This window comes from Solimonas sp. SE-A11, assembly GCF_030345715.1.
Classification (GTDB): Bacteria; Pseudomonadota; Gammaproteobacteria; order Nevskiales; family Nevskiaceae; genus Solimonas_A.
Map to the genome: position 1 here is coordinate 179,408 of NZ_JAUASX010000004.1, position 24,851 is coordinate 204,258.

The 24,851-nt window shown below is 67.8% G+C and carries 25 protein-coding genes; 15 read left to right on the forward strand and 10 right to left on the reverse strand.

All coding sequences use genetic code 11. The annotated features are described in order from the left end of the window. Positions 1–54: 54 nt before the first annotated feature. The 4 genes from QT386_RS07180 to QT386_RS07195 all read right to left on the reverse strand — a co-directional run bounded on the left by QT386_RS07180 (position 55) and on the right by QT386_RS07195 (position 3,122). Positions 55–990, reverse strand: coding sequence for a tetratricopeptide repeat protein (locus tag QT386_RS07180; RefSeq protein WP_289273069.1), 936 nt, complete (start codon positions 988–990; stop codon positions 55–57). Between the two features lie 425 nt (positions 991–1,415). Continuing rightward, positions 1,416–1,583 carry a rubredoxin gene (locus QT386_RS07185; protein WP_289273070.1) on the reverse strand — a complete coding sequence of 56 codons (168 nt, stop codon included), beginning with the start codon at positions 1,581–1,583 and terminating at the stop codon, positions 1,416–1,418. Between the two features lie 10 nt (positions 1,584–1,593). Next, positions 1,594–2,484, reverse strand: coding sequence for a fatty acid desaturase (locus QT386_RS07190; protein ID WP_289273071.1), 891 nt, complete (start codon positions 2,482–2,484; stop codon positions 1,594–1,596). Between the two features lie 38 nt (positions 2,485–2,522). Beyond that, positions 2,523–3,122, reverse strand: a complete 600-nt coding sequence (locus tag QT386_RS07195; protein ID WP_289273072.1) for a TetR/AcrR family transcriptional regulator — start codon at positions 3,120–3,122, stop codon at positions 2,523–2,525. Positions 3,123–3,223: 101 nt separating this feature from the next. Between QT386_RS07195 and QT386_RS07200 the strand changes: the two genes are divergently transcribed. From QT386_RS07200 to QT386_RS07245, 10 genes are all read left to right on the forward strand, one after another. Further along, on the forward strand, positions 3,224–4,030 hold the full coding sequence (locus QT386_RS07200; protein ID WP_289273073.1) for a crotonase/enoyl-CoA hydratase family protein: 807 nt from the start codon (positions 3,224–3,226) through the stop codon (positions 4,028–4,030). Between the two features lie 120 nt (positions 4,031–4,150). Next, complete coding sequence (locus tag QT386_RS07205; RefSeq protein ID WP_289273074.1) at positions 4,151–4,798, forward strand: TVP38/TMEM64 family protein; 648 nt, start codon at positions 4,151–4,153, stop codon at positions 4,796–4,798. 127 nt (positions 4,799–4,925) lie between these two features. Further along, positions 4,926–5,468, forward strand: coding sequence for a DUF3592 domain-containing protein (locus tag QT386_RS07210; RefSeq protein ID WP_289273075.1), 543 nt, complete (start codon positions 4,926–4,928; stop codon positions 5,466–5,468). A 67-nt stretch (positions 5,469–5,535) separates the two neighbouring features. Continuing rightward, positions 5,536–6,153 carry an alpha/beta hydrolase gene (locus QT386_RS07215; RefSeq protein ID WP_289273076.1) on the forward strand — a complete coding sequence of 206 codons (618 nt, stop codon included), beginning with the start codon at positions 5,536–5,538 and terminating at the stop codon, positions 6,151–6,153. 102 nt (positions 6,154–6,255) lie between these two features. Beyond that, positions 6,256–6,780, forward strand: a complete 525-nt coding sequence (locus QT386_RS07220) for an O-acetyl-ADP-ribose deacetylase (RefSeq protein ID WP_289273077.1) — start codon at positions 6,256–6,258, stop codon at positions 6,778–6,780. Between the two features lie 28 nt (positions 6,781–6,808). Then, positions 6,809–9,028 (forward strand): bifunctional 23S rRNA (guanine(2069)-N(7))-methyltransferase RlmK/23S rRNA (guanine(2445)-N(2))-methyltransferase RlmL, encoded by a 2,220-nt coding sequence (rlmKL, locus tag QT386_RS07225; RefSeq protein WP_289273078.1) that lies wholly within the window; start codon positions 6,809–6,811, stop codon positions 9,026–9,028. 76 nt (positions 9,029–9,104) lie between these two features. Next, positions 9,105–10,463: a sensor histidine kinase gene (locus QT386_RS07230; RefSeq protein WP_289273079.1), complete on the forward strand. Its 1,359-nt coding sequence runs from the start codon at positions 9,105–9,107 to the stop codon at positions 10,461–10,463. Positions 10,464–10,481: 18 nt separating this feature from the next. Next, positions 10,482–11,474 (forward strand): response regulator, encoded by a 993-nt coding sequence (locus tag QT386_RS07235; RefSeq protein ID WP_289273080.1) that lies wholly within the window; start codon positions 10,482–10,484, stop codon positions 11,472–11,474. A gap of 73 nt (positions 11,475–11,547) precedes the next feature. After that, positions 11,548–12,165: a hypothetical protein gene (locus QT386_RS07240; protein ID WP_289273081.1), complete on the forward strand. Its 618-nt coding sequence runs from the start codon at positions 11,548–11,550 to the stop codon at positions 12,163–12,165. Positions 12,166–12,184: 19 nt separating this feature from the next. Then, on the forward strand, positions 12,185–12,583 hold the full coding sequence (locus tag QT386_RS07245) for an MliC family protein (protein WP_289273082.1): 399 nt from the start codon (positions 12,185–12,187) through the stop codon (positions 12,581–12,583). 129 nt (positions 12,584–12,712) lie between these two features. Here QT386_RS07245 and QT386_RS07250 read toward each other — a convergent pair whose 3' ends face one another. The 3 genes from QT386_RS07250 to QT386_RS07260 form a co-directional block, all read right to left on the reverse strand. After that, the gene (locus QT386_RS07250) at positions 12,713–13,954 is read right to left on the reverse strand and encodes a hypothetical protein (protein WP_289273083.1); all 1,242 of its coding nucleotides are present in this window, start codon (positions 13,952–13,954) and stop codon (positions 12,713–12,715) included. A gap of 311 nt (positions 13,955–14,265) precedes the next feature. Beyond that, positions 14,266–15,609, reverse strand: coding sequence for a hypothetical protein (locus tag QT386_RS07255; protein WP_289273084.1), 1,344 nt, complete (start codon positions 15,607–15,609; stop codon positions 14,266–14,268). After that, entirely contained in the window at positions 15,609–17,354 is a 1,746-nt protein-coding gene (locus QT386_RS07260; protein WP_289273085.1) for an alkyl sulfatase dimerization domain-containing protein, read from the reverse strand. The genes QT386_RS07255 and QT386_RS07260 overlap by 1 nt, the downstream gene beginning before the upstream one ends. Positions 17,355–17,459: 105 nt before the next feature. Between QT386_RS07260 and QT386_RS07265 the strand changes: the two genes are divergently transcribed. After that, a complete protein-coding gene (locus QT386_RS07265; RefSeq protein WP_289273086.1) occupies positions 17,460–18,473 on the forward strand; it encodes an AraC family transcriptional regulator in 1,014 nt (337 codons plus the stop codon). 209 nt (positions 18,474–18,682) lie between these two features. Here the strand turns inward: QT386_RS07265 and dcd are convergent, their stop codons facing one another. From dcd to QT386_RS07280, 3 genes are read right to left on the reverse strand one after another with little or no spacing between them, the layout of a single operon-like run. Next, positions 18,683–19,249: a dCTP deaminase gene (dcd, locus tag QT386_RS07270; protein WP_104229613.1), complete on the reverse strand. Its 567-nt coding sequence runs from the start codon at positions 19,247–19,249 to the stop codon at positions 18,683–18,685. Further along, positions 19,249–20,331 (reverse strand): iron-sulfur cluster carrier protein ApbC, encoded by a 1,083-nt coding sequence (apbC, locus tag QT386_RS07275; protein ID WP_289273087.1) that lies wholly within the window; start codon positions 20,329–20,331, stop codon positions 19,249–19,251. The genes dcd and apbC overlap by 1 nt, the downstream gene beginning before the upstream one ends. A gap of 59 nt (positions 20,332–20,390) precedes the next feature. Further along, on the reverse strand, positions 20,391–20,846 hold the full coding sequence (locus QT386_RS07280; RefSeq protein WP_289273088.1) for a hypothetical protein: 456 nt from the start codon (positions 20,844–20,846) through the stop codon (positions 20,391–20,393). Positions 20,847–20,974: 128 nt separating this feature from the next. On the opposite strand from QT386_RS07280, the gene metG reads away from it, so the two are divergent. The 4 genes from metG to QT386_RS07300 all read left to right on the forward strand — a co-directional run bounded on the left by metG (position 20,975) and on the right by QT386_RS07300 (position 24,768). Beyond that, positions 20,975–23,020: a methionine--tRNA ligase gene (gene metG, locus QT386_RS07285; RefSeq protein WP_289273089.1), complete on the forward strand. Its 2,046-nt coding sequence runs from the start codon at positions 20,975–20,977 to the stop codon at positions 23,018–23,020. Positions 23,021–23,153: 133 nt separating this feature from the next. Further along, positions 23,154–23,771 carry an RnfABCDGE type electron transport complex subunit B gene (locus tag QT386_RS07290; protein WP_289273090.1) on the forward strand — a complete coding sequence of 206 codons (618 nt, stop codon included), beginning with the start codon at positions 23,154–23,156 and terminating at the stop codon, positions 23,769–23,771. Then, complete coding sequence (nth, locus tag QT386_RS07295; protein ID WP_289273091.1) at positions 23,768–24,415, forward strand: endonuclease III; 648 nt, start codon at positions 23,768–23,770, stop codon at positions 24,413–24,415. The genes QT386_RS07290 and nth overlap by 4 nt, the downstream gene beginning before the upstream one ends. Next, complete coding sequence (locus tag QT386_RS07300) at positions 24,412–24,768, forward strand: hypothetical protein (protein WP_289273092.1); 357 nt, start codon at positions 24,412–24,414, stop codon at positions 24,766–24,768. Before nth ends, QT386_RS07300 begins: the two co-directional genes overlap by 4 nt. Positions 24,769–24,851: the final 83 nt, after the last annotated feature.

A 24,851-nucleotide genomic window follows, 5' to 3' on the forward strand; every position in this document is an offset into this window, starting at 1 on the left:
GCGAAAGGCAGGCAAGGACGCATCCTGCGTACACCATCCGTCATCAGTTCAACTTCACTTCCCAGGCATCGCCTGCATCATGAAGAGAGCTTCCTCGCACTGGCTATCCTTCATGGCCGCGCACTTGCTCCACAGCTCGCGGGCTTTCTCCTTGTCTTTCGGAACGCCATGGCCCATCGCGTAGGCCCACCCCAAATTGCGCATCGCATCGGCGCTTCCCGATGCCACTCCCTCTTCGTAAAGGGTAGCCGCACGTGAATAGTCCTTGGGGACCCCTCTCCCATTCTCATACATGTAACCCAGATTGACCTTGGCCTGCACATGGCCCTGAGCCGCCGCCCTCTCATACCACTTGACAGCCTCCGCATCGTCCTGGGCAACTCCGCGGCCTCGCGCATACCTCACGCCAACGCTTGTCTGCTCCTCCGGGTCGCCCGCCTGCGCCCGTGAAAGCTGCGCCTTAAAATCATTTGCCGCTGCGCGGTTATATTCGACTGCCGACAGTATTGCTTGCTTGGCAGCAGCGCTGTATTTCGCTGGCTGAGCAAGCGAAAAGGGGGGCTTTTCCGCGGAGTGGACACGGAGCTCCAGGGAGACAGACATGTCCTTCTTGTCATGAAGCCATGCCGGCTCAGACCCGGTAATGGCCTCAGGCGGGCTACGGCCTTCCCATTCATACACAGCGATGGATGGATCAGGGTGCTTCAACTTGCTTTCACGGAGAACGGGTTTAGCGTCATCGATGATGATTGCCCCCGAACCTGCGTCGATGACCTGAATCCGCTGGGGATTAAGCGAATGTACGGCCAGAACGTACTTAAAACGGACGGTCATCGTGCCATCAGGTTGCGGCTCTGCAACAGGCCCGGCAAAAATGAACGACGCTGACGGCGGGCCGCCTGCAAAGGCGACGGTAGCGAAAAGGCATGCCAGGATCGCTGCAAGGAATCGCTTCATATTTGCCCCCGTGAGATTCAAAAAAGTGTGCATGGCAGCCTCACGCGAATCAGACTGCCTAAATGCAGCATTCAATTTCGACAACCTGCACACTCCCGAGGTCTTACTTTTGCGCGTCAGGCAGTAGGCTCGGACGGGCCCAAGTCGACTGCGCGGTTTATGCCGCGCAATCCGATGAGCCTTTCAGATGCTACCTTGCTGCTGCTAAAACCAAAACCACCTGATCGGTTATCAATCCGCGCGGCATCAGTCAGAATGCGCCGAGGAGAAAACCTGACGAATGAATCAGGTCGAAAACACGGCACGAGAACTGGCGCAGCAGCTCGCCTCTGTTTAGCTTTGAGGCGCTGATCTTGGCGACCGCGATGTTCGCTTTGGGCCTAAGAGCAGGCCTCACATCAGATCCGCTTCAAGAAAGTTGCCGTTCGCCCTCAGAGCGAACGGGCTTCCTCGAGCCCTCACTGCTCCGCAATCAAGTCATAGTCCGACTTCGCCGCCCCACACTCCGGACACATCCAATCATCTGGAATGTCCTCGAAGCGCGTCCCCGGCGCGATGCCGCTGTCCGGATCGCCCAGGCGTTCGTCGTAGACGTGTGAGCAATAACGGCACTGGTAGCGTCGCATCGGCAGACCCTCAGCGAGCCGGATGGATCGTCGGATGGATGGCGAAGCCGTGCTGCACCGCCAGCTCCTTATGCTGCAGCTCGCGCTCGATCAACTGGTAGACCTTGCCGTTGTTGTAGAACGGCGTCGCGGGGTACAGGTGATGGATCAGGTGGAAGTTCTGGTACTGCAGCACCGGCCCCATGAACCACTCGTGCCCCTGGCGGATCGTGGTGGCGCGGGTGAAGTTCTCCTCCTGCGACACGTCGTGCGGCACGTGCGGCAGCCAGAAGAAGCTGAAACCCAGCGCCATCTGGATCAGGCGCGAGGGGATGAACCACAGCATCAGCACCTCCATGCCGTAGCCCGCCCAGACCAGCGCCAGCAGCGCCGGCACGAACACCGCCGCCCGGCGCAGGCAGGCGTTGAGGAAGGGCCGGGAGACCTTGTCGCCGTTCTGCAGCGCAAAGACGAAGTAGAACAGGTCGATGAAGGCCCAGCGAAACGGCAGCGTCCACCACTTGCCGTGGAACACCTGGTCCGGGTCGCGCACACCGTTGGCGAAGCGGTGGTGCAGGATGTGCGCCCAGCGGAACATGCGCAGGTCCACGTAGGGCAGCACCACATTCAGGCCCGACTGGCCGATGAAGTCGTTGAGCTTGGTGTTCTTGGAGATCGAACGGTGGATCGCGTCATGCGCCACACTGAAGGCGATGTAACCCACACCGGTGTTCAGCAGCATGCCCAGCCACAGCGGCCAGCGGCCGGTGCCGCAGAGCCAGTACACCGACAGGAAGCTGATCACCAGGATGGCCCACAGGATCGCCGTGGGCCAGGCCAGCGGCGGCGCGGCCGTCAGTTGCCGGAAACGCGCGGTCTGCTCAGGGTCCAGGCTGTCCAGCGATACGATCGTCTTGCTCATCGGTTCTCCTCCGATGCACCGCGGCTTTAAAGGCCGCTTCAGGTCCTGTAGGCGCTCAGCAGCCGCCCCAGCAGTGGCTCCACCAGTTCGTCCAGCGGTTTGCCGTGTATCAGTTGTCCGGCGGCATGCAGGCTCATCAGGCCGTGCAGCGTCACCCACAGCGCGTGGGCCAGCTCGCGCGCATCGCCACGCAGCAGGCCGCCGTCGATGCAGCGCTGCAGCACCTCCACGGCATGCTCGAAGATGCGGCGGCGCGCCTCCATCACCTCCGGATACTGCTCTACCGCCGGCTGGTGCGTAGCGAAGATCAGCAGGTACTCCGCCTGGTTGTGGTGGGCAAAGGCGACATAGGCCTCGGCCACCGCATGCACCTGCGCCATCGGCCCGTCGGCGCGCGACTCGTGCTCGCGCACCTCGGCCTCGAAGCGCGCCAGGGCATCCACGCGCATGCGCGCCAGTAGCGCGTCCTTGTTGTCGAAGTAGCGGTAGGGCAGCGTGTGGCTGACGCTCAACTGCTCGGCCAGCCGGCGGAAGCTGACGCCCTCCAGCCCTTCCGCGCGATAGATCTCCAGCCCCGCCGCGGACAGGCGGCGGCGCATGGCTTCGAGTTCGTCGGTGGTGAGCTGGGCCCGTGGCATGGGGAAACATTAACGTCGTTAATTTAACGATGTCAAGGAATGCTCCGCCCTGCCCGGCCCTGCTACGCTCGCCGCCCTTGGCGCACCGCACAGGATTCCCCATGAGCAGTCCCTTCGTTCACTACAGCCTCGAGAACAACGTCGTCACCCTGCGCCTGGACCGGCCGGAGCGTCGCAACGCCATCGCCGAGGTGTCCGACTGCGAGGACCTCGCCGCCGCCCTGCGCCAGGCCCAGGAAAGCCGCGCCAGCTGCATCGTGCTCACCGGCGCCGGCAGCGCCTTCTGCGCCGGCGGCAGCCTGCAGGCCATCCACCAGCGCCAGGGCATCGCCGATGCCACCGACGGCGCCGTGGACACCCGCGCCAGCTACCGCCGCGGCGTGCAGCGCGCCATCGAGGCCCTGTGGGAATGCGAGCTGCCGATGATCGCCGCCATCAACGGCCCCGCCATCGGCCTGGGCCTGGACCTGGCCTGCCTCTGCGACATCCGCCTGGCCTCCGAGAAAGCCAGCTTCGCCTCCAGCTTCATCCGCCTGGGCCTGATCCCGGGAGACGGCGGCGCCTGGATCCTGCCGCGCATCATCGGCCTGTCCGCCGCTTCCGAGCTGATCCTCACCGGCGACAGCATCGACCCCGCCGCCGCCAAGGCCCTGGGCCTGGTGTCCCGCGTGCTGCCGGCCGAATCCCTGCTGCCGGAAGCCCTGGCCATGGCCCAGCGCATCGCCGCCAACCCGGCCAAGACCCTGCGCCTGTCCAAGCGCCTGCTGCGCGAGGGCCAGCAGCAGCGCCTCAGCGACGTGCTGCAGCTTTCCGCCGCCTTCCAGGCCCTGGCGCACGAGACCGAGGACCACCGCGAGGCCGTGGAAGCCGCCCTGGCCAAGCGCGCGCCGCAGTTCACCGGGCGCTGATCGCCAAGGCGATGCAACCGCCGGCCGGATTGCCGGTCAGATAGGGCATCACCCCCCGGCAGGCAAGGACGCATGCCCCATATGAATTCCCAGGCGGAAGGATCCCGCAGGGTCGCCTTGATGGCGGCCGCCGTGCTGGTGGCCGCCATCCTCATCGTCGCCGGCGCCTGGCGCTGGACCCCGCTGCACGACTACGCCGAACCGCGCGAGATCGCGCACTGGCTGTTCAGCCTGCGCCATAGCCCCTGGGCCATCCCGGTGATCCTGGGCCTGTATGTCGGTGCCAGCGCCGTGCTGTTTCCCAACACCTTGCTCAACGTCGCCGTGATCCTGGCCATGGGCACCGGCCTGGGCCTGGCCTATGCCCTGGGCGGCAGCCTGGTCGCCACCGCGGTGTTCTACGGCCTGGGCGCGCGCTACGGCCAGGATCGGCTGCAATCCCTGAACATCCGCAGCATCGACAAGCTCAGCCGCCTGCTGCGCAAGGGCGGCGTGCCCGGCATCGCCGGCCTGCGCCTGCTGCCGCTCGCCCCCTTCAGCGTGGTGAACCTGGCGGCCGGCGCCCTGCGGGTGCGCTTCTGGGTGTTCATGACCGGCACCCTGATCGGCCTGCTGCCCGGCAACCTGCTGGTGACCGCCTTCGGCCACCAGCTCCGCGCGCTGCTGCGCGATCCCGGCCCCGCCGGCTACGCCCTGATGGCCGCCGTGCTGGTCGCCGGCGCCGGCTGGCTGGCCTGGCTGCGGCGTAGGGCACAGCGGGACGAATAGGCATCTGTATCCCCCTGGATACGACACCAGGAGTACAGAAAGGAGTACAAGCCGCCCTCCCCTGTGTCTGCCGCCTGACAGGGGCCGGCACGACACTGGTTGCACTCACCGCAACACGGAGTCCGCCATGTCCACCGCCACCCGGAATCGTCCCGAAACCGCCCAGCCGACGCTGCCGCAGGGCTTGCGCAGCCTGCTGGGTGTCGCCCTGATCGCGGCGGCCCTGGCGATGGGCGCCGGCCTGGTGTCGGAACTGCGCCGCGCCGCCACGCTGGACCGCGACGGCCGCACCGCCCCCGCCACCCTGCTGCTGGAGCAGGCCCAGCAGTTGCCGCAGGATCGCGGCGCCAGCTCGCAGAAGTACCTCTACGAGCTGCGCTACGACGGCCACCAGCGCCGATTCCTGCGCGACCAGCCGCTGGGACCCGGACAGCCGCTGTGGGTGCGCTATGACCCGGCCCAGCCCCTGACGGCCGATCTGTACACCGCCGAGCCCAGCGGCAGCGCCCTGCAGTACACAGGCCGCCCCCTGCTGCTCCTGTGGTCGGCCCTGGCGGCCCTCACCGCCGCCGCCCTGGGGCTGGGCCTGCTGCGCCGCCCCTGGCAGGAGCCGACGCCGTCCTTCGAGCTGCTGGAAATCCAGCGGCGTGACGCTCGTTTTGGAATATAAATACAATTCCAAATTCCTTTTTCATTGGATGAGCCTCCCGTAACCTGCCGGCAACTGGAGGATTCACATGAGCTGGCAAACCAAGTTGCGGTACCTGATCGTTCCCGGCCTGCGCAGCAGTGGCCCCGGGCATTGGCAGACCCATTGGGAGCGCGCCCTGGGCGCCTCGCGCGTCGAGCAGGCCGACTGGAACACGCCGGACCTGGAGCGCTGGAGCGCCCAGGTGGTGGCGGCGGTGAACCCCGACCCGCGTCCGGTGGTGCTGATCGCACACAGCTTCGGCACCCTGGCCAGCGTCCACGCCCTGCGCCGCGTGGCGCCCAAAGTCCGCGGCCTGCTGCTGGTGGCGCCCGCCGCGCCGGAGAAGTTCGGCATCACCCGCCTGCTGCCGCAGGCGCCCCTGGGCATCCCCAGCATCCTGGTCGGCAGCCAGTCCGACCCCTGGCTGAGTCAGTCCCGCGCCCGCGCCCTGGCCGCCACCTGGGACAGCGAGTTCCTCAGCCTGGGTGACGCCGGCCACGTCAACACCGACAGCGGCTACGGCCCCTGGGCCGACGGCCTGAACCTGCTGGAGCGCCTGGAAGCCAAGCACGAATCGCCGCGCCCCCTGCCGCGCCGCAGCCGCGAAGCCCGGCCCGGCTTCACCACCCCGGCCGTGGCCCAGGCCGCCGGCTTCGCCTGGTAGCCGAGAAGCCAGATAGTCGATAGTCGTTTGTAGATAGTAGTAGCAGCCAGGCGTGCCCGGGCCGTTACTACTATCTACTATCTACCGACTACTATCTGCGGCATGCATATGCCGCCCCAGCTCTACGCCGAAATCGCCGACATCACGCGGCTGGGCGTCGACGCCATCGTCAACGCCGCCAACGAGAGCCTGCTGGGTGGTGGCGGCGTGGACGGCGCCATCCACCGCGCCGCCGGCCCGGGCCTGCTGGCCGAGTGCCGCGGCCTGGGCGGCTGCCCCACCGGCGAAGCGCGCATCACCGGCGGCCATCGCCTGCCGGCCCGCCACGTTATCCATACCGTGGGGCCTATCTGGCAGGGCGGCCACGCCGGCGAGCCGGAGCTATTGGCGCGCTGCTACCGCAGCAGCCTGCGTCTGGCGCTGGAGAACGGCGTGGGCCGTATCGCCTTCCCCGCCATCAGCTGCGGGGTCTACGGCTACCCCGTGGCGGCTGCCACCGCCATCGCCGTGCGCGAGGTGCGCGCCTTCGTCACGGCCCATGGGCAGCCGCTGGAGGTGGTCTTTGCCTGCTTCAATGAGGCGGTCCTGGACGCCTACGAGCGCGAACTGGCACGCCCGCCCGCCTGAACCCACGGATTTACGGGATAATTAGCGGATGTCCGCCTTTCCCCTCTTCGTCACCACGCCTCGCGGCGTCGAACCCCTGCTCGCCGCCGAGCTGACTCAATTCGGCGCCACCGAGGTCAAGGAGCGCATGGGCGGCGTCGCCTGCCAGGGCGATACCGCCGTGGCCTACCGCGCCTGCCTGTGGTCGCGCCTGGCCAGCCGCGTGCTGCTGCCCCTGCGCAGCTTTCCCATCGAAGGCGGCACCGACGCGCTCTACAGCGCCGCGCGCGAACTGGCCTGGGACGACCTGTTCACCGCCTCGCACCGCTTCGCCATCGAGGTCGCCGGCCATTCGCCCACGATCACGCACACGCACTACGCCGCACTGAAGGTGAAGGACGCCATCGTCGACCACTTCCGCGATACCGTGGGCCAGCGCCCGGACGTGGACACCGACAACCCGGACATCCGCATCCACCTGCACCTGGACAAGGAGCAGGCCACGCTGAGCCTGGACCTGGCCGGCGACAGCCTGCACCGCCGCGGCTATCGCCTGCGCGGGGTCGAGGCGCCGCTGAAGGAGAACCTCGCCGCCGCGATCCTGGTCCGCGCCGGCTGGCCGCAGCTGGCCGCCCAGGGCGCGCCGCTGGTGGACCCGATGTGCGGTTCCGGTACCCTGGTGATCGAGGCCGCCTGGATGGCCGGCGATGTGGCACCGGGCCTGATGCGCGAGCACTGGGGTTTCGAGGCCTGGCTGGACCACCGCCCCAAGCTCTGGGCCGACCTGCATGCCGAGGCCGTGGAGCGGCGCAACGAAGGCCTGAAGAAGCTGCCACCGATGGCGGGCAGCGACGTCGACCTGGGCGCGCTGAAGTCGGCGCGCAAGAACGCCGCGCAGGCCGGCCTCACCGGCAAGATCGACTGGACCCAGCGCGATGCCCTGGAAGCGCGCGCCATCGGCGACCAGCCGGGCCTGGTGATCACCAACCCGCCCTACGGCGAACGCCTGGGTGCGGAAGGCGAGATCATCAAGCTGTACTCGCTGTTCGGCATGTCGCTGAAGCAGCACTTCCCCGGCTGGAAAGCCGCGGTCTTCACCAGCCGCGCCGACCTGGGCCCGCGCCTGGGCCTGCGCGCCGGCCGCATGTACTCGCTGTACAACGGCGCGCTGCAGGCCAAGCTGCTGAACTTCGACATCAACCCCGCCTCTGCCACGCCGCAGCCGCGCGGCGGCGAGGAATACGCCAACCGCCTGCAGAAGAACCTCAAGCACCTGGGCAAGTGGGTCAAGCGCAGCGGCGTGACCAACTACCGCGTCTACGACGCCGACCTGCCGGACTACGCCATCGCCGTGGACCTCTACCAGGCCGACGGCGAACTGCACGTGCACGTGCAGGAGTACGCCGCCCCCAAGACTGTGGACCCGGTAAAGGCCGAGATCCGCCTGCGCGAGGCGCTGGCGCACACCAGCGACATCCTGCAGGTGCCGGCCTCGCGCATCCACTTCAAGATGCGCAAGTCGCAGAAGGGCACCGCGCAGTACGAGAAGCACGACGAGATCGGCCACTTCCTGGAGATCGACGAATACGGCTGCAAGCTGCGCGTGAACTTCGAGGACTACCTCGACACCGGCGTGTTCCTGGATCACCGGCCGATCCGCAAGCGCATCCAGGAAGAGAGCGCCCGCAAGCGTTTCCTCAACCTGTTCTGCTACACCGGCGCCGCCACCGTACACGCCGCCATGGGTGGGGCCAGCGAATCGGTGTCGGTGGACCTGTCCAACACCTACCTGGACTGGGCCGCGGAGAACCTGCGCCTCAACGGCTTCGACAGCCAGCAGACCGGCACGCTGCGCGACCGCCGCGACCATATCCATCGGCCCGCCCGCGGCGGCAGCCCCTGGAAGGCCAAGCCGCAGGCGCCGCATGAACTGGTGCGCGCCGACTGCATGCAGTGGCTCAAGATCGCCGGCACCAAGCCCGGCGAGCGATACGACCTGATCTTCTGCGACCCGCCGACCTTCTCCAACTCCAAGAAGATGGAAGGCATCCTCGACGTGCAGCGCGACCACGTGGAGATGATCCAGGGCTGCGCGGCGCTGCTGGCGCCGGGCGGCGTGCTGTACTTCTCCACCAACCGCCGCGGCTTCAAGCTGGACGAGGCGCAGCTCGAAGGCCTGATCATCAAGGACATCACGGCGCAGACGCTGGACGAGGACTTCAAGCGTCCGCCGCCGGCGCACCGCTGCTGGCAGATCAGGCGCGACTGACCTCCGGCGGCTGAACGCGGTCCCACCTCGTCACTGCAACAAAGTCGTAACTGCGGTCACGTAGCCTGAAGGGGCCATGACCGCTGCGCCGCCATCCCTGCCTGTTCCCGTCGCCAGCGGCGAAGTTGCCGCGTTGCTGCAGACGGTGGCTCCCGTCAGCCCCGGGCTGACGATCGACGCCTCCGCCGACGTCCTCCTGGAGCCGCAATACGCCCGCATGCTGTGCCTGCCCATCGTGACGCCGGACGGCGTCCCCGTGGGCACGCTGAGCCGCCACACCCTCAACGGCATCTTCCTGCGCCGCTTCGGCCGCGAGATCTTCGGCCCACGCGCGGTGACACAGGCGATGAACGCCGAGCCGCTGGTGGTGGACGTCAGCAGCACGCTGGAGCAAGCGGCGGCGCACATCACCGCCAAGCTGGGCTCGCCGATCACCGAGGACTTCGTGATCGTGGACCGGGGCCGCTACCTCGGCATGGGCATCGTGCTGGACCTGATCTCGGCACTGCAGCGCCGTGTGGACCAGGCTGCCCGCGAACTGGGCGAGGCCTACGGCCAGTTGCAGGCGTCGCAGGCGCAGCTGGTGCAGTCCGAGAAGATGGCCTCGCTGGGCCAGATGGTGGCCGGCGTGGCGCATGAGATCAACACGCCACTGGGCTACGTGCGCAACAATGTCGAGATGGTCCAGGGCGTGTTCGAGCAGCTCGGCGAAGTGATCGCCGCGCAGGACAAGCTGGGCCAGTTACTCAACGACGAATCCGCCGACGAGCAGGCCCTGGGCGAACAGATGGCGCAGTGCGCCGCACTGATGGCGGACCTGCGCGAGAACCAACTGCTGGAAGACACCCGCGCGCTGTTCGGCGACACCCTGTTCGGCGTCGACACGATCAAGGACCTGGTGATCAGCCTGCGCAACTTCTCGCGCCTGGACCAGGCCCGCGTTGCCGACGTCTCGCTCAACGACTGCCTGGAACAGACCCTGATGATCGCCAACAACGTGCTGAAGGCGCGCGTCGAGGTGATCCGCCGCTTCGGCGACATCCCCAACATCCGCTGCTCGCCCTCGCAGATCAACCAGGTGCTGCTCAACATCATGACCAATGCCGCCCAGGCGATCGAACATGACCAGGGCAAGCTGCTGCTGCGCACCGAGGCGGACCATCAGTGGGTGCGCATCCACATCCAGGACAACGGCAAGGGCATGCCGCCGGAGGTCCTGAAGAAGGTCTTCGACCCCTTCTTCACCACCAAGCCCATCGGCCAGGGCACCGGCCTGGGCCTGTCGATCAGTTTCCAGATCGTGCAGGCTCACGGCGGCCGCATCGACGTGGTGTCGGAGCCGGGCCGCGGCACCAAATTCGTCATCAGCCTGCCGCTCGAGGCGGCGGGGCCGTCGGCCGAACCGGCCGAGCGGGTGGCCGCCATCGCCGCCTGAAGCCGAGACACCTCCCCCATGAATGCCAAGCCCACGCTGCTGCTGATCGACGACGAGGAACGCATCCTGCGCTCGCTGGCGATGCTGTTCCGCGGCGACTACCGCCTGCACGCCACCACCGATCCGCACGAGGCCCTGGCCATCATCGCGCGCGAGCCGGTGCATGTCATCGTCAGCGACCAGCGCATGCCGATCATGCGCGGCGCCGAGCTGCTGCGACAGGTGCGCGAGAAATCGCCCAACACCATGCGCCTGCTGCTGACCGGCTACTCCGAGCTGGAAGCCGTGGTGGCCTCGGTCAACGAGGGCGAGATCTTCCGTTTCATCAACAAGCCCTGGGACGCCGCCGAATTGCGCGACACCGTGCGCCAGGCCGCCGAAATCTCGCGCGCGCTGATGGCCGCCGGCCCGGTAGCCCCGCCGCAGCCGCTGTTCACCGAGACCGGCAGCTTCGTGGCGCCGGTGGCCATGGCCCTGCCCGGCAAGCAGCCGGCACCCGGCGAAACCCTGCTCGTGATCGACGACGACGCCGAAGTGGTCCAGGCCGTCCAGGAGATCGTCGGCCCCTCGATGAGCGTGCTGTGGGCGCAGACCCTGGACGCCGCGATGGCCGCCATCGAGCAGCACGACATCGCCGTGATCGTCTCCGAGCTGGTGGTGAAGCGCGAGACCGTGACGCCCCTGCTGAAGCTGCTCAAGGCCCAGCACCCGGAGGTGGTCACCCTGGTTCTGACGCCCTTCCAGGACGTCAGCGTCTTCATCGGCCTGATCAACCAGGGCCAGGTCTATCGCCTGCTGCCCAAGCCGGTGCGCCGCGGCCCACTGGGCATGAACATCGCCTCGGCCCTGCGCCATCATCGCGCCCTGCGCGACGCGCCGAAGCTGCGCGCGGCCTACCAGGTGGAGAAGATCCGCCAGCCCGAGGAAGCCAGCGGCACCGTGGCCAACCGCGTGATGGGCCTGCTGTGCCGCATCCGCGGCCGCGGCGCCGCGGCCAGCCCCGGCGCCTGATCCCCCGCCCGGGGGTCGGTCCGGAGGGGCCGGCGTGGTAGAGTCGGCGCACCCGATTCCAGGAGCGTCGAAGATGGTCCACCCGATGCGCGCCGCGCTGTTCGCGCTGCTCAGCCTTTCCAGCCTTGCCGCCGCCGCGCAGGATGCCCCCGCGGCGCTGTGCCGTGCCTACGACAATGGCCAGTGGCAGACATTGGGCCGCGGCTCGCTGGAATCCTGCCTCAAGGCCGTGGACCAGTCGGTGCTCGGCTACAACAGCCAGGGCTTCAAGTTCGGCCTGGCCGGCCGCCAGCTGCTGGCCGCCGACAACAACTACTTCTACCGCTCCGAGGACCAGGGCCGCAGTTGGAGCGCCTTCGGCTACCGTGGCTCGGTCAAGGCGATCCTGGATGCCGCCGCGCCGCTGCAGCCGGTCACGCTACCGGTGGCCACTGCCGACGTGCTACAGCCGTCCTCCCCGATCCCGCAGGTCGAGGAGCGCAGCTGCAGCGTCTACGGTGAGGGGGCCTGGAAGACGGTCGGCAACCTGCCGCTGCCGGCCTGCGGCGACGCCCTGGACCGCGCCCCGAACCAGTACGACGACACCGGCTACAAGTATGGCTACTGGGGCAAGCTCTATCTCGCCGCCGACGCCAAGAACATCCTGACCTCGGACAACGGCGAGAACTGGACGCCGCTACGCCCGCGCTGAGGCCTTCCGAGGATTATCGATGCCCGCCCTGCGCCTGCTGCTGATCGCTGTCCTGCTCGCCGGCTGCTCGCGCGGCACGGAGGCCCCTCCCGCGGCCGCGCCGGCCGCCGACGCCCCTGCCCCGATCCCGGAGAACGTGGTGATCGAGGAGCCGGCGACGGCGCAGCCGATGACCATGCTCTACCGTTGCGAGGGCGACGCCAAGGTCACGGTGGCCATGCTCGACGCCGAGTCCGAGAAGGTCGCCGTCACCCTGCCCGGCGAAGACGCCGTGGAACTGAGCCAGGCCCCGTCCGCCTCCGGCGCCAGGTACGTCGGCGACAAGCTGGTGTTCCTGGGCAAGGGCGACGAGGCCACGTTCGAGCGCGACGGCAAGACCGTCTTCAGCGGCTGCAAGCTGCAGGCCGCCGCCGGCTAGGGACGCTCCAAAAAAGTCCGTTCGTGACTGAGCCCGTCGAAGCGCGAGCAGACTTCCCCACTGGCGGTCAATCAGTTGCCGTTCAGCCTTCGACAGGCTCAGGGCGAACGGCAACTTTCCCAGGCTTCCTCAGCGCGCCTTGACCCAGACCGGGCTGGTATAGGCCACCGCCTCGCCCGCCTCGTTCTCCACGCGCACGTAGTACCAGCGCTCGTTCGCCGACACCGGCAGGGCGTACTCCAGGCGGCTACCGCCGCTGCGCAGCAGCGGCTCGCCGGCCTTGTCGTACAGCGCGATGCGCCCCGGGTAGCTGCGGCCGTCGCGGTAACGCACGGACACCTGCAGCGGCACGCTGGCATTGACGTCGCAGCCCAGTCGCGCACCCATAGGGTGCCCCTCGGCGGTCATCTCGATCTCCAGGTCCTCGCCGCCGACCACGGCATACATGCGCCGCGCCAGCATGGCGTCCTTGATCGTGGCCGGGGCAAGGTCTGGCGCCAGGATCACGGTCTTCGGCAGCTCGGGCGACGCCCAGTTCGTGCCGTGCTCGTCCTCGCCGCTGACCGCGCCTACGTGCCAGCCGTTGTCCAGCGCCAGTGCATACCAATCGACGTAGCGATCGCTGCTGCCGCCGTTGTACAGCTCCATGCCGACCATGCGCTCGTCGGCCTGCGGTACGTGCCGCAGATTCCACCAGTTGCCGCCCGGGTCGAAGTCGCCCAGCGTCTTGTCGCCAGGGTGATTGAAGATGGCGATGCTGTCGTTGCCACCGCCCAGCAGCGGCGTGTCCGGCGAACGGTCGAACCAGCTCCAGAAGGACTCCATCGTCAGCAGGTAGCCGCCGTCGAGCTTGGCGTTGGTCTGGTCCTTGCCGAAGAAGACGTTGATGTGGCCGAAACGGTCCGAGGTCCACTCGAAGCCCCGGAAGGCCAGGAAGCTTGCGTCGCTCGCCGCCTCGCTCTGCTGGCTGATCGACTCCCACTTGTTCAGTTCGTCGACGCTGGGCGTCAGGCAGGTCAGCAGGCCGTCCGGCGTAGTGAAGCAGTCGCTGCCCAGCGAGATGAACACCAGCGGATCGAGGTTGTCGGTGTGCTCGCTGCTGCCCATGAAATCCAGCCCACCCACCTTGCCGGCGGCGAAGTAGTCAGCCGGGATCGAATGGATGTCACCATCGGAGTAGGAGCTGTGCTCGTGCAATGCACCACGCTGATGCTTCAAGGTCGCCAGGACCGGTCCGGCATAGGCATCGCAGACCTTGGCAGCGGCGGGGGTGCCAGGCCGCGGGCCATCGCCCATGGGGTCGGAGCTGCCGCAGGCGCAGAGCAGCAGCAGGAAGCTGGTGGCGGACAGGCGCGGAAGGAGCTTGGACATGTGCAGTCGGTCAGGTCGTCAGAGCGGCAAGGATGCCTGCGACCGTCGGGATGCCAAGTGAAATATTTGCGACAAGGCGATTTTTACTAGCAGGCCCGCCTCGCCCCCCGACCCCGCAGGAGCGGCTGTCAGCCGCGAACGCCGGTCACTCCCACCACCAGCGCTCGCACCTGCCTCCCATACCAGCTTTGAAGGGCGTCGTCATACCGGCGAAAGCCGGCATCCAGTCCCGGACAGGGGTGCCCCCCCGCCCGACTGGACGCCGGCCCTCGGCTGCATGACGTTCTCCGTGCCGCCTGAGGAATACCGCCCTACTCCGCGGCACAAGCCGCGAACGCCTGCGCCGCGCTGCCCGCCGCCTCGATCGTCGCCTTGTCGCAGTAGGCGATGCGCGGCAGGTACTCGCCCATCACGTCCACCGGCGGCGTGCCGTAGGGCACGTTCTGCACCGCCTGCGTGAAGTGCGGCGAGGGCAGCATGTGGCGGTAGATCAGCACCGAGTCCGGATAGATCGAGCCCCAGGGCAGCCAGGCCATGGCGTTCGCATCCGTGGCGTTGGCCGGCTTCTGCGCCGGGTCCGACACCACCAACGTGAAGTAGCCCTGCGCGTCCACCGGAACCTCAAAGTCCGACAGGCAATCGACGTAGCGCTGGGTCACGAACTCGTTGGTGCAGATCGACCAGTAGCGCAGCTGCGCCGCCCCCAGCGGCGCCTCCGAGGGCCGCTGTGCATGGCTCGGCGCGCGCGCCCGCAGGATGTACAGCGAACCCTTGTCGCGGCTGGCGATGCTGGTGACGTAGGCATTGTCGATGTTGCTGAGGAAGCCGCCGCCGGTATCGGCGCCGGTGATCGCGCCCAGCGGCAGCTGGAAGCCCACGGCATTGCTGACCAGTTGGCGCAGCGCCTCGGGCAGGCCGTAGAAACGCACCATCTGCGGCTGCTTCGGCGCCAGCGGGAACGGCAGGCCCGGCAGCGGATTGCTGCTGTCGCGGATCACGCCGTTGACCAGGCCCGGCAAGCCCTCGGGCGGCAGCGGGTTGCAGCTCTCCAGGGCCACCGGCGTGGCCGTGCCGCCCGCGGTCTCCAACGTCAGCTTGGGCAGCGGCACGCCGCCGCTGCGGCTGCCCTCGGCCAGGTAGATGCGGTAGATCAGCAGCCACACCGGGTTGGGCAGGTCGACGCGATTCAGCAGGTTGATGCTGCCGGCATAGATCGTGTTGGGCTCGCGCATCTCGGGCACCGCGCCCGGCTTCAGGTAGGCGACATAGCGCCCCTGGGTGGCACCAGCACTGCGGTAGGGATTGCCGCCCTCGCTGGGGTCAAGCTGGTAGTCGGTGATGGCGTCGGTGGGACGCAGCGCCGGGTCATAGGCGTTGTAGGAGAAGTAGCGCGAGTGCGGGTATTCGCCCTCGATGCGCAGGCGCATGCCCGGTAGCGCCGGCACGGCCGCCACCCAATAGGTCGCCGCCTCGTCGGGGAAGGCGATGTTCAGCAGGTCCGGATCGCTGCGGACCAGCCAGCTGCAGTTGAGCGCGATCGCCTGGGTCTCGGGTGTGGGCTGCGGCAACGGCGTCTCTGCGGCGGTGCCCGGCGCGCTGCTGCCGCCACAAGCGGCCAGCAGCAGCGCCAGCGCGGGAATGGCAAGACGCAGCATCAGTGACCCTCTTCCATCGGCTCGAACATCTTCATGAACTTGGCAAACTCCAGCTTGCCGCCCTTGGTGACCTCGAAGTCGCGCACCAGGGCGATCGCCGGGTTGCGCAGCTTCGCCAGCATCTCCTTGAAGGCCTGGCCGGACACGCGCACCACGATGTCGGCATCGCCGCGCAGCTCCGGTACCACCTCGCTGGCGCCGCGGCGCACGATGTAGGTGTAGCGCTCCGGGCTGTCGGTGAACTCGAAGGCGACGGAGGTCATGACGTCCGCCGAGGCCTCGGGGTTGAGGTTGATCGCCAGCGCGTCGAAGAAGCGGTTCAGCGGCAGCTGCGCCAGCATCTCCGGCGTGGGCTGCATGATGCGCCCTGGCAGCTTGAACTCACCCGCCAGCTCGCGCGCGGTGACCAGGTACCAGTGGCGCGCATTGGGGTTGGCCTCGCGCTCGCCCAGCGCGCGCAGTGCCTTGATGCGCAGCTGCTTGGCCTCCGCCGCCTGCGGCTGCGCTCGCAGCAGGTAGTCGGTGAGCTCCAGCACCCACTGCGACTCGCCCTTGGCGTCGGCGTCCCGTGCCTGCTTCAGCATGGCCTCGGCGCCGCCGGCCAGCGCGATCATCTTCTGCGCCTGCTCCTCCGGCGGCAGCGGCTGCAGGTTCGTCGGATTGCCATCGAACCATCCGAGGTTGCCGCTGAAGATGCTGCGCGCCGACCAGCCCGGCTTGCCGTAGAACTCCTGCAGGAACGGCGAGGACGCCAGGTGCGGCGGCAGCTTGATGCGCGGCGCGATCTCGTCCGGCGTGTAGCCGAGGTTGATCAGGCGCAGGGCCTGGTCGTTGACGTAGCGGATGCCGTCGCGATACGTGGTGAGGTTTTCGTCGATCTGCTGCTCGCCCTGCAGCGGACGCGTATGGCTAGGCACCAGCACCGCGGGCTTGAGCGCGCGCATCTTGTCCAGCGAGTCCGCCCACAGGCGCGGCTCGCGGTAGGTGGTGCCGCGGATCGTGTAGAGGTTGGGGAAGGTCTTGTAGAGGTTGTCGCCCGGCAGCAGCACGCGCTGCTTGGGCAGCCACACGAACAGCTGGTCGGTGGTCTCGCCCGGCGCATGCACCAGCTCGAAGTCGATGCCGGCGACACGGTCCTTGAGGTTCTCGTCGAACAGCTTGTTGGGCCGCAGGATGTCGATCTTGCTGCCCTCGTGGATCTCCAGGCCCGGGCCGAGGCCGACGTTGACCATCTCCTCGGGCGGCAGCATCGGGCCGTACATGCGCAGCGAGCGGCGCGTGATCGCCTCCTGCAGCTCGAAGGTGGTGCGATCCATGTTGCGGATCACCTCGCGCTGCGCGTAGACCGGCACCGCATCGGAGCCGCCGCTGAAGATGCGCGCGCCGCCGATATGGTCCGGATGCGAATGCGTGTAGATCAGCGCCTTGACCGGCTTGTCGGTGATCTTGCGGAACTCCGCCAGCACCGCCTGCGCGGTGGCCTCGTCCTCCATGGTGTCGACCACGATGATGCCGTCGTCGCCCACCAGCATGATGGAGTTGGCGATGCCGTAGCCCACCGCCACGTAGACGCCTTCGGCGGCCTTGACCACTTCCTTGCGGAACTCGGCGCTGTGCGCGCTCAGGGCCTCGGGGCTGGTCACCGGCGGCGCGGCGGGAGCAGCCTTCTCCTTGCAGGCGGACAGCAGGGCCAGCAGGCCGGCGGCGGCCAGGGCGGCGATCGGACGGGTCGTCGGACGCTTCATGGGTTCTCCTCCCAGGATGATTTGCGCCAGCTTAAGCCGGGGCCCGCTTGCAGGACTGGTCCTTTTGGGACAGTGTTTCACCGATACCCACACCCCCTCCGACCCTTGCCGGAACCGACCACCCTCGCCACCTGGGCCGCCGCCATCGCCAGGGCCCTGCAGGCCCGCGGCTGTGACGCCCCCGCCCTGTTCGCCCAGGCCGGCCTGGACTACGCCCGCCGCGAGGAGCCCGAGGCCCGCTACCCCCTGCGCGGCATGACCCGCCTGTGGCAGCTGGCGGTGGCCGCCACCGGAGACCCCGCCTTCGCCCTTGACCTGCCGAAGCAGGTACAGCCCGGCACCCTCCACGCCCTGGGCCCGGCCCTGGTCATCAGCCCCAGCCTCTACGACGGCCTGCTGCGCCTGGCGCGCTACTCGCGCATCGTCAGCGACGCCGCCCACATCGCCCTGGAGCAGGAGGGCGGCCAGCTGTCCCTGGTATTCCGCCCACCGCACCACGACGTGCCCCTGGCCCACGCCGCCTTCGAGGCCTTCATGGCCACTACCGTGCAACTGGGCCGCGGCCTCTCCGCCCAGCACGAGGCCCTGCTGGCCTGCGAGTTCCGCCACGCCGCGCCGCCGGACACCGCGCCCTACGTTCAGGCCTTCGGCTGCCCGGTGCGCTTCGGCCAGCCCCAGGACCGCCTGATCTTCGACCTGGCCGAGCTGCAGAAGCCCCTGCCCGGCGCCGACCCGCAGCAACTGCGGTACTACGACGCGGTGGCCGCCGACTACCTGGGCCGCTTCGACGCCCAGCCGGTGTCGCAACGCGTACGCGAGCACCTGATCCGCCAGCTCCCCGCCGGAGAGCCGTCGCGCGAGGCCGTGGCCGCTGCCCTGAAGCTGACGCCACGCACCTTGCTGCGCCGCCTGGCGGCGGAGAACGCGAACTACAAGGAGCTGTTGAACGAGACGCGGCGAGAGCTGGCGCTGTCGTACCTGCGGCAGGGACGCAGCGCGGCGGAAGTGACCTGGCTGCTGGGCTTCACCGACCCGAGCAATTTCGCGCGGGCGTTCCGGAGATGGACGGGAATGGCTCCGGCGAGTTGGCAGGAGCAGCAGCGGCCCGCGGTGTCCTGAACTCTCTTCCTTCTGGAAGAGAGATGCTGTTTGTTTGGATACAAACTACCGCACCGGGCCCTCGTGGGCGCGGCGGGCAGTACGTCTTTTCTTTGGGCAAGCAAAGAAAAAGTGACTCGCCCTTAGGCGAAATAAACCAGCGGAGATCAACAGCACCTGACCGGCGTAGTCGCCGGCATGCCGTGTGAAATCAGATAGGCATCCGAAGCTCAGGTCTTCGGCAGAGTCACACCCTGCTGCCCCATGTACTTGCCCCCGCGATCCGCATACGAAGTCTCGCAGACCTCGTCGGATTCGTAGAACAGCATCTGCGCCACGCCCTCGTTGGCGTAGATCTTGGCGGGCAACGGCGTGGTGTTGGAGAACTCCAGCGTCACATGGCCCTCCCACTCCGGCTCCAGCGGCGTCACGTTCACGATGATGCCGCAGCGCGCATAGGTGCTCTTGCCCAGGCAGACCACCAGCGTGCTGCGCGGAATGCGGAAGTACTCCACCGTGCGTGCCAGCACGAAGGAATTCGGCGGGATGATGCAGACGTCGGACTTCACATCCACGAAGCTCTTCGGGTCGAAGGCCTTCGGGTCCACGATGGTGGAGTTGATGTTGGTGAAGATCTTGAATTCGTCGGCGCAGCGCACGTCGTAGCCGTAGGACGAGACACCGTAAGACACGATCTTGTGGCCGTCGGCCGCGTGGCGCACCTGCTGCGGCGCGAACGGCTCGATCATGCCCTGCTCCGCCATGCGGCGGATCCACTTGTCGGATTTGATGCTCATCAGTCTTCCGTGATCTCGATGCTCGGGAATGCGTCGTCGGCCGTGCCGTAGGCCAGGCCCGCGGCGGCGCGGCGGGCGATGTCGCGGTACAGCTGGGAAAGATCGGACTCCGGGTCTGCCGCCACCGTGGGCTTGCCGCTGTCGGCCTGCTGGCGGATGCGCATGTCCAGCGGCAGGCGGCCCAGCAGTTCCACGCCGTAGTCCTGCGCCATGCTCGCGCCGCCACCCTCGCCGAAGATCGGCGTGCTGTGGCCGCAGTTGGGGCAGCAGAAGGTGCTCATGTTCTCCACCACGCCCAGCACCGGCACGCTGACCTTGCGGAACATCTGCAGGGCCTTCTTGGCGTCCAGCAGGGCGATGTCCTGCGGCGTGGTCACTACCACGGCGCCGCTGACCGGCACGCGCTGCGACAGCGACAGCTGGATGTCGCCGGTGCCCGGCGGCAGGTCAATCACCAGGTAGTCCAGGTCGTCCCAGCGCGTCTCGTTGAGCAGCTGGCCCAGGGCCTGGGCGATCATCGGGCCGCGCCAGATCATCGGCTGGTCGTCCTGCGGCACCAGGAAGCCGATGCTCATGGCCTGCAGGCCATGGGCGACGATGGGATGCATGTTCCTGCCGTCCGGCGACTGCGGGCGGTCACGGCTGCCCAGCATCTGCGGCTGGCTGGGGCCGTAGATGTCGGCGTCCAGGATGCCGACGCGCGCGCCCTCGGCCTGCAGCGCCAGCGCCAGGTTCACCGAGAGCGTGGACTTGCCGACGCCGCCCTTGCCGCTGGCCACGGCGATGACGTTGCGGATGCCCGGCAGCGGCTGCAGGTTCTTCTGTACCGCCTGCGACTGGATCTTCCAGCCGATCCGGACCTCGGGCTCGATGCCCAGCGCCGCCTTGACCTCGGCCCGAACCGCGGCCGCCAGCGACTCGCGCAGGCCGGCGGCGGGGAAGCCGATCTCCAGATCGATGGCCGGCTTGCGGCCGGCCTCGATGCGGCGCACGGCGCCGGCCGCCAGCAGGCTGCGGCCGATCAGTGGGTGGACGTGGCGGTCCAGGACCGCGGCGATGGAATCAGGGGTCAGGGCGCTCATGGGGCGGGGAGTTTAACCCGCCACCCCATGAAAAAGCCCGGCTCGCGCCGGGCTCGGGGTTAATCGTGACGATCGTGCCGTCGGTGCTTGTCCTTGCCCTTGTGCCCATGGCGGCGGTCGTCATGGTAGCGGTGGTCCACCACCACCTTGCGTGGGCGGTCGTGGTAGTGGTGCTCCACGACGACCGGGCGCGGGCGGCCGTAATGGCGGACCACGTAGTCGTGCCGGTGGTAGGGCCGGTCATCGTCGAGGTCCACCCAGACGCCGCCCCGGGTGTACTGCTGGTAGTAGACCGGCAGGCGGCTGCCGAAGCGCCAGTTGCCGCCGTCCAGCCAGAACCAGGTGGTGCTGGCGGGCTCGTAGTAGACCTGGTGGGAGGGGTAGTACATGTAGCGATGCTTGGCGCGATGGCCATGGGCCGGCGCCCAGTCGGGCGGATGGGCGAAGGCCGCGTCCAGCGGCAGCAGCGTGGCACTGAAGGCCAGCAGCAGGGGGGCGAGCAATTTGCGGGTCATGGGGGGCCTCCGAAGGGCGCTTTGCAGGACTGGAACCCAGCTTAGGCCGCGCCGATGAATTGGGACTGAACTGTCCCCACCCGGCGGCAGGTGCGATAATCCCAGCTCATACAAATACCTGTCCGCCCATGAGCCGCCAGATCCTCGTCACCAACGCCCTACCCTATGCCAACGGCCCGATCCACCTGGGCCACATGGTCGGCTACATCCAGGCGGACATCTGGGTGCGCTACCAGCGCCTGCAGGGGCATGAGGTGCACTACGTCTGCGCCGATGACGCCCATGGCACGCCGATCATGCTGGCGGCGGAAAAGGCCGGCGTGACGCCGGAGGCCTTCATCGCCGGGGTCAAGGTCGAGCACGAGCGCGACTTCCGCGACTTCGGCGTGGCCTTCGACATCTACCACTCCACGCACTCGTCCGAGAACGAGGAGATGGCCGGCCTGATCTATACCCGGCTGAAGCAGGGCGGCGCCATCGCCAGCCGCACGATCCAGCAGCTCTACGATCCGGTGAAGGACATGTTCCTGCCGGACCGCTACATCAAGGGCGAGTGCCCGCGCTGTGGCACGGCCGACCAGTATGGCGACAACTGCGAGAACTGTGGTGCCGCCTACGCGCCCACCGACCTGAAGAACCCGCGCTCCGTGGTCTCCGGCGCCACGCCGGTGATGAAGGACTCCGAGCACTACTTCTTCGAGTTGCCGCGCTTCCAGGCCTTCCTGCAGGAGTGGCTGGCCGGCGACGTGGCGCATTCCTCGATCCGCGCCAAGCTGCAGGAGTGGTTCGACGGCGGCCTGCGCGACTGGGACATCTCGCGCGACGCGCCCTACTTCGGCTTCGCCATCCCCGGCGCGCCGGGCAAGTACTTCTACGTCTGGCTGGACGCGCCGATCGGCTATATGGCCGCCTTCCGCGCGCTCTGCGCCCCGCGCAAGCTGGACTTCGACGCCTACTGGGCCGCCGGCTCCAAGGCCGAGCTGCATCACTTCATCGGCAAGGACATCGTCAACTTCCACGGCCTGTTCTGGCCGGCGATGCTGCAGGGCACGCAGCACCGCACGCCGACGCGCCTGCACGTCAACGGCTACCTGACGATCAACGGCGCCAAGATGTCGAAGTCACGCGGCACCTTCATCCGTGCGCGCACCTATCTCAACCACCTGAACCCGGAATACCTGCGCTACTACTTCGCCGCCAAGCTCGGCGACGGCCCGGACGACCTGGACCTGAGCCTGGAAGACTTCACCAACCGCGTAAACAGCGACCTGGTAGGCAAGTACGTCAACATCGCCAGCCGCTGCGCCGGCTTCATCGAGAAGCTGTTCGGCGGACGCCTGGCCGTGGCCATGCACGACCGCACGCTGTTCGAGGACTTCGCCGCCGAGGCCGAGAACCTGGCGCGCCTCTACGAGTCCGGCGACTACGCCGGTGCCATGCGCGAGATCATGCTGATGGCCGACGACGCCAACGCCGAGGTGCAGAAACTCGCGCCCTGGACCATGGCCAAGGACGATGCCCGGCGCGACGAACTGCACCAGGTCTGCACCACCTTCCTCAACCTGTTCCGCCAGCTGACAATCTACCTCAAGCCGGTGCTGCCGAACCTGGCCACGCAGGTGGAGCACTTCCTGCTTGCCGAGCAGCCGCTGGCCTGGGCGGACGCGCACAAGCCCCTGCTGGGCACCGATATCCGCCCCTACGCCGCCCTGATCACCCGTGTAGACCCGAAGGCCACTGAAGCCATGATCGCCGAAGAAGCCGCCAGCGCCGCGCCCGCCGACAAGAAGCCCGAAGCCGCCGCCAAGTCCAAGGCCTCGGCGCCCGCGCCCGCCTCCGACACCGGACACATCGGCATCGAGGACTTCGGCAAGGTGGACCTGCGCGTCGCGCGCATCGAGAACGCCGAACACGTCGAAGGTGCCGACAAGCTGCTACGCCTGACGCTGGACCTGGGACCGATGGGCAAGCGCCAGGTCTTCGCCGGCATCAAGTCCGCCTACGCACCGGAGCAGTTGATCGGCCGTCTCACGGTGATGGTGGCCAACCTGGCGCCGCGCAAGATGAAGTTCGGCATGTCCGAGGGCATGGTGCTTGCCGCGAGCCACGGCGACGGCAAGCCCTTCCTGCTCCTGCCGGACGACGGCGCCGAGCCGGGCATGCGGATCAAGTAGACGTTCTCCTCTCTCCCGTTTACGGGAGAGAGGTCGGGAGAGAGGGCTTCTGTAGAAGGCAAGGCAAGTGACCACTGCGAGTTCTACAGAACCCCTCTCCCCTTCCCCTCTCCCGCAAGCGGGCGAGGGGCTCTTGATCGACCGCATCGACGCGCTGTTGCCGCAAACGCAGTGCCAGCGCTGCGGCTACCCGGCTTGCCGGCCCTACGCCGAGGCCGTGGCCGGGGGCGTCGCCGGCATCAACCAGTGCCCACCGGGGGGCGATGAGGGCATCGCCGCGCTGGCCGCGCTCACCGGCAAGCCGGTTGTCCCGATGAACCCCGTCAACGGCGTCCCGATCACGCAAAGCTTCGTCGCCGTGATCGACGAGCCGGTCTGCATCGGCTGCACCAAGTGCATCCAGGTCTGCCCCACCGACGCGATTCTCGGCGCCAGCCAGCTGATGCACACCGTGATCGAGGCCGAATGCAGCGGCTGCGAGCTCTGCATCCCCGCCTGCCCGGTGGACTGCATCGCCATGATCCCGGCCCCGCAGTTGTCCATGCCAGCGCGGGCTCCGCAGTTCCGCCACCGCTATGAGCAGCGCGAACGCCGCCTGGCACGCATCGCCGATGAGCGCCGGAACGTGCACGAGCAGCGCAAGGCCCTGCTGAAGGCGCGAGCCGCCGCCAGCGATCCCAGTGAAGCGCCGTCCGACCCCGTGGCCCGTGCGCTGGCCGCCGCACGCGCCAAGGCCAGCAAGACCCCATGAACCCCAAGAAGCGACACGAGATCTTCTCGCGCCTGCGCGACGCCAACCCGGCGCCGACCACCGAGCTCAACTACAGCACGCCCTTCGAACTGCTGGTGGCCGTGGTGCTGTCCGCCCAGGCCACCGACGTCGGGGTCAACAAGGCCACGGCCAGGCTCTTTCCCGTCGCCAATACGCCAGAAGCCATCCTGGCCCTGGGCGAGGACGGCCTGAAGCAGCACATCAAGACCATCGGCCTGTACCAGACCAAGGCCAAGAACGTCATCGGCCTCTGCCAGCAGTTGCTGGACCTGCACGGTGGCGAGGTGCCTCGCGATCGCGAGGCGCTGGAGGCCTTGCCGGGGGTCGGCCGCAAGACCGCCAACGTGGTGATGAACACGGCCTTCGGCGAGGCCACCATCGCCGTGGACACGCACATCTTCCGCGTGTCCAACCGCACCGGCCTGGCTCCCGGCAAGAACGTGCGCCAGGTGGAGGACCGCCTGCTCAAGTTCACCCCCGAGGAATTCCGCCGCGACGCCCACCACTGGCTGATCCTACACGGCCGCTACGTCTGCAAGGCGCTCAAGCCCGAGTGCATGCAGTGCCGCATCGCCGACCTCTGCGAATACAAGCACAAACGCCTGCCGCCCCCGATTCCATGAAACCACTCGCCCCCAGACCACGCCTGCACGCCCTGCCGATCATCGCCGTTACCCTGGGTTTGGGCCTCGGCGCCTACCACGGCGAACGCTGGTACAAGCTCCCGCGATACACGGAGCAGGATCTGCAGGCCTCGGTGGAATTGAACCTCGCCATGGACCTGGAACGCCGCGGTCCCACCCTGCAGCCCTCGGTGGAAGACCGCGAGCGGCTGCGCAACCAGATCCGCCAGGAGATCGACGCGGACATCGCCCGCGAGCGACGGGAGGTCAAACAGGGCTTTGCGGGCGCGATGCTGATGCTGCTGTTCGGAGGGGGATACTTGGCGCTGCGCTCACGCAGCCGCGGAGGCTGAGCAGGGGCTGGCAGGATTTTTCCCACACCAGAATAAAGAAGGGCGGCTCAAGGCCGCCCTTCTTCATCGTTTCACTGGCTACC

What these genes read in the sequence shown, in the direction of transcription:
- QT386_RS07180 (WP_289273069.1), bottom strand. Translation starts at nt 990, where the DNA reads ATGCACACTTTTTTGAATCTCACGGGGGCAAATATGAAGCGATTCCTT.
- QT386_RS07185 (WP_289273070.1), bottom strand. Translation starts at nt 1,583, where the DNA reads ATGCGACGCTACCAGTGCCGTTATTGCTCACACGTCTACGACGAACGC.
- QT386_RS07190 (WP_289273071.1), bottom strand. Translation starts at nt 2,484, where the DNA reads ATGAGCAAGACGATCGTATCGCTGGACAGCCTGGACCCTGAGCAGACC.
- QT386_RS07195 (WP_289273072.1), bottom strand. Translation starts at nt 3,122, where the DNA reads ATGCCACGGGCCCAGCTCACCACCGACGAACTCGAAGCCATGCGCCGC.
- QT386_RS07200 (WP_289273073.1), top strand. Translation starts at nt 3,224, where the DNA reads ATGAGCAGTCCCTTCGTTCACTACAGCCTCGAGAACAACGTCGTCACC.
- QT386_RS07205 (WP_289273074.1), top strand. Translation starts at nt 4,151, where the DNA reads ATGGCGGCCGCCGTGCTGGTGGCCGCCATCCTCATCGTCGCCGGCGCC.
- QT386_RS07210 (WP_289273075.1), top strand. Translation starts at nt 4,926, where the DNA reads ATGTCCACCGCCACCCGGAATCGTCCCGAAACCGCCCAGCCGACGCTG.
- QT386_RS07215 (WP_289273076.1), top strand. Translation starts at nt 5,536, where the DNA reads ATGAGCTGGCAAACCAAGTTGCGGTACCTGATCGTTCCCGGCCTGCGC.
- QT386_RS07220 (WP_289273077.1), top strand. Translation starts at nt 6,256, where the DNA reads ATGCATATGCCGCCCCAGCTCTACGCCGAAATCGCCGACATCACGCGG.
- rlmKL (WP_289273078.1), top strand. Translation starts at nt 6,809, where the DNA reads ATGTCCGCCTTTCCCCTCTTCGTCACCACGCCTCGCGGCGTCGAACCC.
- QT386_RS07230 (WP_289273079.1), top strand. Translation starts at nt 9,105, where the DNA reads ATGACCGCTGCGCCGCCATCCCTGCCTGTTCCCGTCGCCAGCGGCGAA.
- QT386_RS07235 (WP_289273080.1), top strand. Translation starts at nt 10,482, where the DNA reads ATGAATGCCAAGCCCACGCTGCTGCTGATCGACGACGAGGAACGCATC.
- QT386_RS07240 (WP_289273081.1), top strand. Translation starts at nt 11,548, where the DNA reads ATGGTCCACCCGATGCGCGCCGCGCTGTTCGCGCTGCTCAGCCTTTCC.
- QT386_RS07245 (WP_289273082.1), top strand. Translation starts at nt 12,185, where the DNA reads ATGCCCGCCCTGCGCCTGCTGCTGATCGCTGTCCTGCTCGCCGGCTGC.
- QT386_RS07250 (WP_289273083.1), bottom strand. Translation starts at nt 13,954, where the DNA reads ATGTCCAAGCTCCTTCCGCGCCTGTCCGCCACCAGCTTCCTGCTGCTG.
- QT386_RS07255 (WP_289273084.1), bottom strand. Translation starts at nt 15,609, where the DNA reads ATGCTGCGTCTTGCCATTCCCGCGCTGGCGCTGCTGCTGGCCGCTTGT.
- QT386_RS07260 (WP_289273085.1), bottom strand. Translation starts at nt 17,354, where the DNA reads ATGAAGCGTCCGACGACCCGTCCGATCGCCGCCCTGGCCGCCGCCGGC.
- dcd (WP_104229613.1), bottom strand. Translation starts at nt 19,249, where the DNA reads ATGAGCATCAAATCCGACAAGTGGATCCGCCGCATGGCGGAGCAGGGC.
- apbC (WP_289273087.1), bottom strand. Translation starts at nt 20,331, where the DNA reads ATGAGCGCCCTGACCCCTGATTCCATCGCCGCGGTCCTGGACCGCCAC.
- QT386_RS07280 (WP_289273088.1), bottom strand. Translation starts at nt 20,846, where the DNA reads ATGACCCGCAAATTGCTCGCCCCCCTGCTGCTGGCCTTCAGTGCCACG.
- metG (WP_289273089.1), top strand. Translation starts at nt 20,975, where the DNA reads ATGAGCCGCCAGATCCTCGTCACCAACGCCCTACCCTATGCCAACGGC.
- nth (WP_289273091.1), top strand. Translation starts at nt 23,768, where the DNA reads ATGAACCCCAAGAAGCGACACGAGATCTTCTCGCGCCTGCGCGACGCC.
- QT386_RS07300 (WP_289273092.1), top strand. Translation starts at nt 24,412, where the DNA reads ATGAAACCACTCGCCCCCAGACCACGCCTGCACGCCCTGCCGATCATC.